Origin of the sequence: Actinomadura bangladeshensis, assembly GCF_004348335.1 — a bacterium.
Taxonomy (GTDB): domain Bacteria; phylum Actinomycetota; class Actinomycetes; order Streptosporangiales; family Streptosporangiaceae; genus Spirillospora; species Spirillospora bangladeshensis.
Genome location: NZ_SMJW01000270.1, coordinates 1 through 10336 on the forward strand (window position 1 = coordinate 1; position 10336 = coordinate 10336).

10 protein-coding genes and 2 riboswitches are annotated in these 10336 nt (G+C 71.6%); of the genes, 3 read left to right on the forward strand and 7 right to left on the reverse strand.

The features are described 5' to 3' along the window. Window positions 1–171 precede the first annotated feature (171 nt). Window positions 172–609 (reverse strand): VOC family protein, encoded by a 438-nt coding sequence (locus E1284_RS33950; protein WP_131944257.1) that lies wholly within the window; start codon window positions 607–609, stop codon window positions 172–174. Between the two features lie 118 nt (window positions 610–727). Between E1284_RS33950 and E1284_RS33955 the strand changes: the two genes are divergently transcribed. Next, window positions 728–1696 carry a helix-turn-helix transcriptional regulator gene (locus E1284_RS33955; protein WP_131944258.1) on the forward strand — a complete coding sequence of 323 codons (969 nt, stop codon included), beginning with the start codon at window positions 728–730 and terminating at the stop codon, window positions 1694–1696. A 9-nt stretch (window positions 1697–1705) separates the two neighbouring features. On the opposite strand, the gene E1284_RS33960 is transcribed toward E1284_RS33955, so the two are convergent. The 5 genes from E1284_RS33960 to E1284_RS41990 all read right to left on the reverse strand — a co-directional run bounded on the left by E1284_RS33960 (window position 1706) and on the right by E1284_RS41990 (window position 6563). Beyond that, the gene (locus E1284_RS33960; RefSeq protein WP_131944259.1) at window positions 1706–3076 is read right to left on the reverse strand and encodes an L-serine ammonia-lyase; all 1371 of its coding nucleotides are present in this window, start codon (window positions 3074–3076) and stop codon (window positions 1706–1708) included. Between the two features lie 56 nt (window positions 3077–3132). Next, window positions 3133–4389 (reverse strand): serine hydroxymethyltransferase, encoded by a 1257-nt coding sequence (locus tag E1284_RS33965; RefSeq protein ID WP_131944260.1) that lies wholly within the window; start codon window positions 4387–4389, stop codon window positions 3133–3135. Then, the gene (gcvH, locus tag E1284_RS33970) at window positions 4386–4790 is read right to left on the reverse strand and encodes a glycine cleavage system protein GcvH (protein ID WP_131944261.1); all 405 of its coding nucleotides are present in this window, start codon (window positions 4788–4790) and stop codon (window positions 4386–4388) included. Before gcvH ends, E1284_RS33965 begins: the two co-directional genes overlap by 4 nt. A gap of 13 nt (window positions 4791–4803) precedes the next feature. After that, window positions 4804–5904: a glycine cleavage system aminomethyltransferase GcvT gene (gene gcvT, locus E1284_RS33975; RefSeq protein WP_131944262.1), complete on the reverse strand. Its 1101-nt coding sequence runs from the start codon at window positions 5902–5904 to the stop codon at window positions 4804–4806. A 73-nt stretch (window positions 5905–5977) separates the two neighbouring features. Further along, window positions 5978–6066: riboswitch (glycine riboswitch) on the reverse strand. A 4-nt stretch (window positions 6067–6070) separates the two neighbouring features. Continuing rightward, window positions 6071–6166: riboswitch (glycine riboswitch) on the reverse strand. 49 nt (window positions 6167–6215) lie between these two features. Next, complete coding sequence (locus tag E1284_RS41990; protein WP_165965533.1) at window positions 6216–6563, reverse strand: hypothetical protein; 348 nt, start codon at window positions 6561–6563, stop codon at window positions 6216–6218. A gap of 252 nt (window positions 6564–6815) precedes the next feature. Between E1284_RS41990 and E1284_RS33985 the strand changes: the two genes are divergently transcribed. After that, entirely contained in the window at window positions 6816–8117 is a 1302-nt protein-coding gene (locus E1284_RS33985) for a M50 family metallopeptidase (protein ID WP_131944263.1), read from the forward strand. Here E1284_RS33985 and cds1 read toward each other — a convergent pair. Further along, complete coding sequence (cds1, locus tag E1284_RS33990; protein ID WP_131944264.1) at window positions 8107–9204, reverse strand: L-cysteine desulfhydrase Cds1; 1098 nt, start codon at window positions 9202–9204, stop codon at window positions 8107–8109. The genes E1284_RS33985 and cds1 overlap by 11 nt on opposite strands. An 88-nt stretch (window positions 9205–9292) precedes the next feature. Here cds1 and E1284_RS33995 point away from each other — a divergent pair. Beyond that, window positions 9293–10336 (forward strand): hypothetical protein (locus E1284_RS33995; RefSeq protein WP_341770450.1); only part of this gene is annotated, 1044 nt, incomplete at its 3' end.

A 10336-nucleotide genomic window follows, 5' to 3' on the forward strand; every position in this document is an offset into this window, starting at 1 on the left:
GCCCGCGCCCCGCCCCGCATCCCGCAGCCGAGGACGAACAGCATGTCGGGCCCCGGAATCACCATGGCGATGAACGAGGTCGCGAAGAACAGCGCGAGCAGATGCGGATCGATGGGCATACCGCGATCATCACACCTGCGGCGCCCCGTGCTCGACGGGTTTTCCCGGTGGTCAGTCGAGGCAGAACTCGTTGCCCTCGGGGTCGGCCATCACGATGTGGCCGGCGCCGAGCGGGGGTGCCGGCTCGTGCCGCCGAAGGCGGGTGGCGCCGTGGGAGACCAGGCGTTCGGCCTCCGCCTCCAGCGCCTCCATCCGGGCGTCGCCGTCCAGGCCGGGGGCGGCCCGCACGTCCAGGTGGACGCGGTTCTTGGCCTGCTTGCCCTCCGGCACCCGCTGGAAGAACAGCCGCGGCCCGGCGCCGTCGGGGTCGGTCAGCGCCGAGGCGTCGTTGCGCCGCTCCGGCGGGACGCCCATCGCCGCCAGGGCCTCGTCCCAGGACGCGAAGTTCCCGGGCGGGTCCTGGAGCCGGTAGCCGAGGGCCTCGGCCCAGAACGCGGCCAGCCCGGCGGGGTCGGCGCAGTCGAAGGTGATCTGGATATCGCGGGCCATGTCAGCTCGCCTTCCTGTGCAGGTAGAGGTTCCCGGCCTCCCCGCACGGAGAGGCCGTCTTCGCCAGAGCGAGTCTTCCCCCTAATGCGGACAGGTACGTTCCGCGATCTGTGGAACGATGAGCCGCGTGACCGCCGAGGGGACGACCGAGCGGGTGCTGCGGCTGCTGGCCCTGCTGCAGCGCCGCTCGTCCTGGACCGCCGCCGAGATCGCCGAGCAGCTGCAGGTCACCGACCGCTCGGTGCGCCGCGACGTGGAGCGCCTCCGCGCGCTCGGCTACCCCGTCCACGCGACGGCGGGCGTCGGCGGCGGCTACCGGCTCGGCGCGGGCACCCGGCTGCCGCCCCTGCTCCTGGACGACGAGGAGGCGATCGCCACGGCCGTGTCCCTGCGGCTGGCGTCGGGCGGCACCGTCGCCGGGACGGGCGAGGCCGCGCTGCGGGCGCTCGCGAAGCTCGACCAGGTGATGCCGCCGCGGCTGCGCGCCGAGGTCCGGGCCGTGCACGGCGCCACCGAGACCCTCCTCGGCCCCGGGGCCGAGGTCGACGCGGAACTGCTGGTGACACTCGCGCGGGCCTGCCGCGACGCCGTCCGGGTCCGGTTCCGGTACGCCGCCCGCGGCGGCGAGGAGCGGGAGCGCACGGTGGAGCCGGTGCGGATGGTCGCCACCGCCCGCCGCTGGTACCTGATGGCCTGGGACGTCGACCGCGGCGACTGGCGCACCTTCCGCCTGGACCGGATGCACGGCGCCGCGCCGACGACCTGGCATTTCCGGCCGCGGGAGCATCCGGACCCGGTCGCCTACGTCCAACGCTCCGTGACCGGGGCGCCCTACCGGTACCTCGCCCGCGTCCGGCTCCACGCCGCGTCCGACCAGGTACGCGAGCTGATACCGCCCCAGGTGGGACGTGTCGAGGACGATCGCGACGGCTGGTGCCTGCTCACCGTGGGCGGCGACGACATCGACTGGCTCGCTGTCCACATCGCCCGGCTCGGCTTCACGACGCAGATCCTGGACCCGCCGGAACTGCGCGACGCCACCGCCCGCCTCGCCCGCCGCCTGGCGGACATGTCCGCGAACGGCTGACCGTACGGATCAGCATTCGATGACATTGACGGCGAGGCCGCCGCGCGAGGTCTCCTTGTACTTGTCGAGCATGTCGCGGCCGGTGTCGCGCATCGTTTTGATGGCCTTGTCGAGGGTGACGAAATGGCGGCCGTCGCCGCGGAGGGAGATGCGCGCGGCACTGATGGCCTTGATCGCGCCCACCGCGTTGCGTTCGATGCACGGCACTTGGACCAGCCCGCCGACCGGGTCGCAGGTAAGGCCCAGATTGTGCTCGATGCCGATCTCGGCGGCGTTCTCCACCTGTTCCGGGGTGCCGCCCAGGATCTCGGTGAGGCCGGCGGCCGCCATGGAGCAGGCGGACCCGACCTCGCCCTGGCAGCCGACCTCGGCACCGGAAATCGAGGCGTTCTGCTTGAACAGGACGCCGATCGCGCCCGCGGTCAGCAGGAACCGGACGATGCCGTCGTCGTCGCTGGGCAGGAACCGGTCGTAGTAATGCAGGACGGCCGGGATGATCCCGGCCGCACCGTTGGTGGGAGCGGTGACGATACGGCCCCCGGCGGCGTTCTCCTCGTTGACGGCGAGGGCGAAAAGGGTGACCCAGTCCATCGCGTGGAGCGGGTCCGACGCCTTCTCGGTGGAGAGCTGGCGGTGGAGCTGCGGTGCGCGGCGGCGCACCTTCAGCCCGCCGGGGAGAAGGCCCTCGCGGGCGCAGCCCCGCGTCACGCAGGCCCGCATCACCTGCCAGAGGTTCAGCAGGCCCGCGCGGATCTCCTCCGGAGTCCGGCCGAACGCCTTCTCGTTCTCCAGCGTCAGAGCCGAGATCGACAGGCCCGTTTCGCGGCAGCGGTCGAGGAGGTCGGCGGCCGTGTCGAAGGGGTGCGGCAGGACGGTGTCGTCCGGCTTTATGCGGTCGGCGCCGGTGGCGTTCTCGTCCACGATGAAGCCGCCGCCGACCGAGTAGTAGACCTTCGAGCGCAGTTCCTCGCCGGAGTCGCCGCAGGCGGTGAAGCGCATGCCGTTGGGGTGGCCGGGGAGCGATTCCCTGCGCTCGAAGTGGAGGTGCTCGTTGACCACGAAGGGAATGTCGTGGTCGCCGAAAAGGCTCAGCGTTCCGCGTTCGCGGATCGCCGCCAGTCGTTCGTCCACCCGGTCGACGTCGACCAGTTCGGGCTTGTCGCCTTCCAGGCCGAGGATGACGGCCTTGTCGCTGCCGTGGCCCTTCCCGGTGAGGCCGAGCGAACCGTAGAGGACGACCTGCACCGAAGCCGTCTTCTCCAGCAGGCCGTCGCGTTCCAGGCCGCGGGCGAAACGGTGCGCCGCCGCCATCGGGCCGCCGGTGTGGGACGACGAAGGGCCGATCCCGATTTTGAACAGGTCGAAAACGCTGATGGCCATGAGCTACCTCGTTGTAGCTGCGCCCCCTCCCGGTGGCGGAAGGGGGCGCGGAGACGTCACAGGTCCGGATAGAGCGGGTGCTCGTCGGCCAGGGCCTTCACCCGGGCCGACAGGGCGTCCCGGTCGAAGGACGGCTGCAAGGCCAGCGCGATGACGTCGGCGACCTCGGCGAAGTCCTCGGCGGTGAAGCCGCGGGTGGCGAGGGCCGGGGTGCCGATCCGCAGGCCGGAGGTGACCATCGGCGGGCGCGGGTCGTTCGGCACCGCGTTCCGGTTCACCGTGATGCCGATGTCGTGCAGGCGGTCCTCGGCGTCGCGCCCGGTGAGCTCGGAGTCGACCAGGTCGACCAGGACGAGGTGGACGTCCGTCCCGCCGGTGAGGACCTTCACGCCGGCCTTGGCCGAGTCCTCGGCGAGGAGCCGCTCGGCGAGCAGCTTCGCGCCCTCCACGGTGAGCGCCTGCCGGGCCCGGAACTCCTCCGACGCGGCGATCTTGAGAGCGACGGCCTTGGCGGCGATCACGTGCTCCAGCGGGCCGCCCTGCATGCCGGGGAACACCGCGGAGTTGATCTTCTTGCCGTACTCCTCGCGGGCGAGGATCAGCCCGCCGCGCGGCCCGCCGAGCGTCTTGTGCGTGGTCGTGGTGACGATGTCGGCGTACGGGACGGGCGAGGGGTGCAGCCCCGCCGCGACCAGGCCCGCGAAGTGCGCCATGTCGACCATGAGCAGCGCCCCGACCGAGTCGGCGATCTCCCGGAACGCCGCGAAGTCGAGCTGCCGCGGGTACGCCGACCAGCCCGCCACGATCATCTTCGGACGGTGCTCGGCCGCGAGCGAGGCGACCTCGTCCATGTCGACCAGGCCGTCCTCCGCGCGGACGTGGTACGGCACCACGTTCAGCGTCTTGCCGGAGTAGTTCAGCCGCATCCCGTGCGTGAGGTGGCCGCCGTGCGCGAGGTCGAGCCCGAGGATCGTGTCGCCGTGCTGCAGCAGCGCGAAGTACACCGCCGTGTTGGCCTGCGCGCCGCTGTGCGGCTGGACGTTCGCGTGCTCGGCGCCGAACAGCGACTTCGCCCGGTCGATCGCGAGCTGCTCGGTGACGTCGACGTACTCGCAGCCGCCGTAGTACCGCTTGCCCGGGTACCCCTCGGCGTACTTGTTGGTCAGGACGGAGCCCTGCGCCTCCAGCACCGAGACCGGCGCGAAGTTCTCCGACGCGATCATCTCCAGCGTGGACTGCTGGCGGCGCAGCTCCGCGGCGACGGCCTCGGCGACCTCCGGGTCGGCCGTCGCGAGGGAGTCGTAGAGGCTCATGCTTCCTCGATCAGCTTCTCGTAGGCGGCCGAGTCGAGCAGGTCGCCCGGCTCGTCGGAGATCCGCACCTTGAAGATCCAGCCCTCGCCGTACGGGTCGTCGTTGATGACCTTCGGCTCGTCCACCACGGCGGCGTTGATCGCGGTGATCTCGCCGCTGACCGGGGAGTACAGGTCGCTGACCGACTTGGTGGACTCGACCTCGCCGCACGGCTCGCCCGCCTCGACGGCGTCGCCCTCCGACGGCTGCAGCTCGAGGTAGACGATCTCGCCGAGGGCGTCGGCGGCGTGCGCGGTGATGCCGACGGTGACGATGCCGTCCTCTGCTTCTGAACCAGCAGGGCCGAGGCCGGACACCCACTCGTGCTCTTCGCTGTAGCGGAGCTGCTCCGGAACGCTCACGATTCTCTCTCTTTCAGGAACGCTTGTAGAACGGCAGGTCGACCACGTCCACCGGCTCGGGGCGGCCGCGGACGTCCACGGCCAGGTCCGTCGCCTCGACGCCGGTGTCGAGGTAGGCCAGGGCGATCGGCCTGCCCAGTGTGGGCGAAGGGGCGCCGCTCGTCACGATCCCGCACGGCGCGCCGCCGGACGTGACGACCTGGTACCCCTTCCGCGGCGCGCGACGCCCGCGCGCGACCAACCCCACGAGCCTACGGCCCGGCGGGGTCTGCGCCTGCGCCGCCAGGGTGTTCTTGCCCACGAAATCGACGGCCTTGTCCAGCTTCACGACCCGGCCGAGGCCCGCCTCGAACGGGGTCGTCTCGGCGGTCAGCTCGTTGCCGTACAGCGGCATGCCCGCTTCGAGGCGCAGCGAGTCGCGCGCCGCGAGTCCCGCCGGGACGACCCCGTCCACGGCGGCGAACGCGCGCCACAGCGCGACGGTGTCGGAGGCGTCCGCGAAGAGCTCGAAGCCGTCCTCGCCCGTGTAGCCGGTGCGGGCGATCAGGGCGTCGACGTCCGCGACGCGTCCGGCGAGGATGGCGTAGTACTTGAGGTCGGCGACCGGCGCGTCGGTGAAGCCTTCGAGGATCTCCTGGGCGCGGGGGCCCTGCAGGGCGATCAGCCCGTAGGCGTCGGTGCGGTCGTCGACGGCGGCCTCGTAGCCGGCGGCGCGCTCGACCAGCGACTCCCGGACGACGGCGGTGTTCGCGGCGTTCGCGACGACCATCCATGTTGCGTCCGCGAGCCGGTAGACGATCAGGTCGTCGAGGACTCCGCCGTCGGGCGCGCAGATCATCGTGTAGCGGGCCTTGCCCACCGGCATCGGGGACAGGTTCCCGACCAGCGCGTAGTCGAGCGCGGCACCGGCGCCCGGCCCGGACAGGAAGATCTCTCCCATGTGCGACAGGTCGAACAGCCCCGCGCCGGTGCGGACGGCCTCGTGCTCGGCGGTCTCGCTCTTGTAGCGCAGCGGCATCAGGTACCCGGCGAAGTCGACCATGGTCGCGCCGAGGTCCCGGTGGACGTCGTGCAGCGGCGTGGTCTTCGGGTCGGCGGACGGGTCGGCGGACATCGGTTCGGCTCCTTCGTCGCGGGCGCGCGTGGTCCATCGTCCCACTCGCGCACCGGGCGTCGCGGTGCCTCCCCCTCTGTCATCTGCGCCTGAGAGCTTCACCCGCCGCCGGACGGCGGGTTTTCACCTTCGGCGGGGGACCGGGTCCCCGCTTTCCAGAGGTCGCCTGGCCCGTGCGGTCCGTGGGCCTGAGAGGTTCCGGGGAGGATTTGCTCCTTCGGCGTCCCACACCGGCTGCGTGGGACTCTCCCGCACGGGGTCGTCGGCTGGCCGCCAATCTAGCAGCGGCCCCGCCGCGCGACCACCCTCCGTCAGCCCGCCGGCGGCGACGCCGACATCGACTTCACGCACGCCCGCAGGGCCGCCTTGATCTTTTCGAGTTCCTGCTTGTCGGGCGTGGTCGACGGGTTCGGGCTCGGCAGTTCGACCCCCTGCTCGTGCATGCAGTCGTTGAACCTCTCGGTGGCCCGCGACACCTCGGGCACCGGCGTCGCGGCGGTCTTGCCGGGCGCCGTGCCGGACGGCGCCGAAGCCGGCGCGGAGGCGGCCGGCGAGGGCGGCGACGCGCCCGCGTCCCCGCCGCCGGAGCCGCCGCCGGAGCCGCCGCATCCGCTCAGCGCCAGCACGAGCACCAGCACGCCTACGTGACCGCGCTTCACAGTGGACCTCCGTGCGCAGGGGGTGAGATCGGCCCATGATGCGCGGGTGAGGCGATGCCCGGCTATTCAGGCACGTGCCAATGACACGCGCGCGTTTTAGCACCCCGCCTCAAAGGGATGCCGCGCAGGCGCCCGAGATGCCGCCGTCCACGCGTTGACTTCAACCGAAGCGGGGCCGTTCGCGTACTCTGAGTTGGTCATCGAGATCACCCGCGGTGAGCGCGGGTGCACCGAGCTGAGGGGCATTGCCGGATGGTCTACCTGGCAGGGATGCTGATCCTGTTCTTCGGCCTGATGGTGTCCATCGCGCTGCACGAGCTCGGCCACTTCTCCTTCGCCAAGCTCTTCAAGGTGCGGACGACCCAGTTCATGGTCGGCTTCGGCCCGACCATGTGGTCCAGGCGCAAGGGCGAGACCGAGTACGGCGTCAAATGGATCCCGCTCGGCGGCTACATCCGCATGATCGGGATGCTGCCGCCGCGCAAGGGCGACGCGCCCGGGCAGGTCCGGCAGATCAGCACCGGCCCCTGGCAGGGCCTCATCGAGTCGGCGCGCGGCGCCGCGCTGGAGGAGATCCGCCCCGGCGACGAGGACCGCGTCTTCTACGCCAAGAAGTGGTGGCAGAAGCTGCTCATCATGTTCGGCGGCCCCGCGATGAACCTGGTGCTCTCGGTGATGTTCTTCGCGATCCTGCTGATGGGGATCGGCACGATGCAGTCGCAGCCGGTCATCGGCGAGGTCCTCGAATGCATGGTGCCCGCCAGCCAGTCGCAGACCACGGAGTGCCCGAAGGACGCGAAGCCGACGCCGGCCGCGCAGGCCGGGCTCAAGGCCGGCGACCGGATCGTGGCGTTCGACGGCAGGAAGATCGACGGCGACTACGAGAAGCTGCAGGTCCTGATCCGCGACAACGGCGGTAAGACCGTCCCGATGACCGTCGAGCGCGGCGGGCAGGACGTGAAGCTGAACGTCCCGATCACCCGCAACCAGATGTACGACCTGAAGGACCACGACAAGGTGGTCAACGTCGGGTTCCTCGGCATCACCCCGATCCAGGCGATGGAGCGGCAGGGCCCGGGCGCGGTCGCGAGCACGATGGTCGACCTGACCGCGCGCACCACGGGTGCGCTGGTGCGGATGCCGCAGAAGATGGTCGGCGTCTGGAACGCCGCGTTCGGCGACGAGAAGCGCGACCCGAACGGCCCGGTCGGCGTCGTCGGCGTCAGCCGGATCGGCGGCGAGGTCGCGGCCTCCCAGGACTACACCGGCGCCGAGAAGGTGTCGTTCTTCGTCATGCTGCTCGGGTCGCTGAACCTCGCGGTCGGGCTGTTCAACCTCATCCCGCTGCTGCCGCTGGACGGCGGCCACATCGCCGGCGCCCTGCTGGAGGCGGTCAAGAAGGCGTTCGCCAAGGTCTTCCGCAGGCCCGACCCCGGCTACGTGGACGTCGCCAAGGCGCTCCCGGTGACGTACGTGATGGCGGTCGTGCTGATCGTCATGGGCGGCCTGCTGATCTACGCCGACCTGGTGAACCCCGTCACCGTCACGGGATAGCGGGCATCTCGCCCGTCTTCAGGAAGCCGTCCAGCGCGGCCAGGAAGGGCGCTATGTCGAGGCCCTGCCCGGCGAGCCACGCGTCCGACCCGTAGGTGCCGGCGTAGCGCTCGCCGCCGTCGCAGATCAGCGTGACGACGCTGCCGCGCTCGCCGCGCGCCCGCATCTGCGCGATCAGCTCCGCCGCGCCCCACATGTTGGTGCCGGTCGAGCCGCCGACGTCGCGGCCGCTGACCGCGCTCGTCCAGCGCATCGCCGCGATGGACGCCGCGTCCGGCACCCGGATCATCCGGTCGATGACCGTCGGCAGGAACGACGGCTCGACGCGGGGCCGGCCGATGCCCTCGATCCGCGAGCCCGCCGCCGTCCGCTCCGGGTCGTCGTCGGCGAACGAGCCGTGGAACGCCGAGCCCTCCGGGTCGACGACCGCGAGCCGCGTCTGGAACCGCTGGTAGCGCGCGTACCGGCCGATCGTCGCGGACGTCCCGCCGGTGCCCGCGCCGACCACGATCCAGGACGGCTCGGGGAACCGCTCCAGCCGCATCTGCTCGAAGATCGACTCGGCGATGTTGTTGTTGCCGCGCCAGTCCGTCGCCCGCTCGGCGTAGGTGAACTGGTCCATGAAGTGCCCGCCGCACTCGGCGGCGAGCCGCCGCGACTCGTCGTAGATCGCGGACGGGTCGTCCACCAGATGGCAGCGGCCCCCGTAGAACTCGATCAGCTGGATCTTCTCCGGGCTGGTCGAGGCGGGCATCACCGCGACGAACGGCAGGCCGAGCAGCCGCGCGAAGTACGCCTCCGACACCGCGGTGGAGCCGCTGGACGCCTCGATGATCGTCGTGTCCTGCCGTATCCAGCCGTTGGCCAGCCCGTACAGGAACAGCGACCGCGCGAGCCGGTGCTTCAGTGAACCCGTCGGGTGGACGGACTCGTCCTTCAGGTACAGGTCGATGCCCCACTCCGGCGGCAGCGGGAACACGTGCAGGTGCGTGTCCGCGCTGCGGTTGGCGTCGGCGTCGACCAGCCGGATCGCCTCGGCGATCCACGCCCGGTAGCCCGGATCGCAGCGGTCCACGGTGCGGCTCACGGTGATGTTCTCCTCGATCGTCGTTGATCGGCCGGGTCCAACGATATCCGCGCATGTCACGGTGCATCATGGAGGCAGCGGGGGGCAGATGATCGAGATGTTCGACGAGCGGATCGTGGCGACCGGGCGGCTTCCGCTGTTCGGCTTCTTCGTGGCGTTCCTGGTGACGTTCATGCTGACGCGGGTCAACGTGCGGCTGATCCGGGCGGATGTGCGCTGGTGGTTCAGCAATGTGACCGTCGGCGAGTTGCACATCCACCATGTCGTGTTCGGCGTGGTGCTGATGCTGGCGGGCGGCGTGGGGAGCCTCGCCGTCCCGGACGCCTACACCGGCCTCAGCGTGGCCGCCGCCGTCGTGTTCGGCATGGGCTCCGCGCTCGTCCTGGACGAGTTCGCGCTGATCCTGCACCTCAGCGACGTCTACTGGACGGAGAAGGGCCGCGCGTCCGTCGACGCGGTGTTCGTCGCGATCGCGGTGACGGGGCTGCTGCTGCTCGGCATCCGCCCGCTCGGCTACGAGGGCATCGCGCCCGACCCCGGCACGGGCATCCTGACCCGCGTCTATGTGGTGTCCCTCGTCATCAACCTGGTGTTCGCGGTGATCACCCTGCTCAAGGGCAAGATCTGGACCGGCCTGATCGGCCTGTTCATGCCCGCCCTCCTGATCGTCGGCGCGATCCGGGTGGCGCGCCCCGGCTCCCCGTGGGCGCGCTGGCGCTACCCCGAGGACTCGCGCCGCCACCAGCGCGCCGTCCGGCGGGAGCGGCAGCTCCGCCGGCCGCTGATCCGCGGCAAGATCTGGGTGCAGGAGTTCATCGCGGGCCGGCACGACCTCATCCCGCCCGAGCTGCTGCAGCGCCGCGCCGACGTCGCCGAGCGGGCCCGCCTCCGCCGCCTGGACCGCACCGAGCGCCGCGCGGCCGCCCGCGCCGAGCGCCGCGCCAGGGCCCGCGACGAACGCAAGGCCGCCGCCCGCGCGGAGCGCCGGGCCGAGCGCCGCGCCGCCCGCAGAGCCGCCCGCCGCGCCGGGAACGCGACCACCGGCGCCGACGAGGCGCGGCCGGACGAGCGTCCCGGCCGCCGCGTGATCCCCGCCCGCGCGCCGTCGCGGGTGACCGGCCGGGCCGCGTCC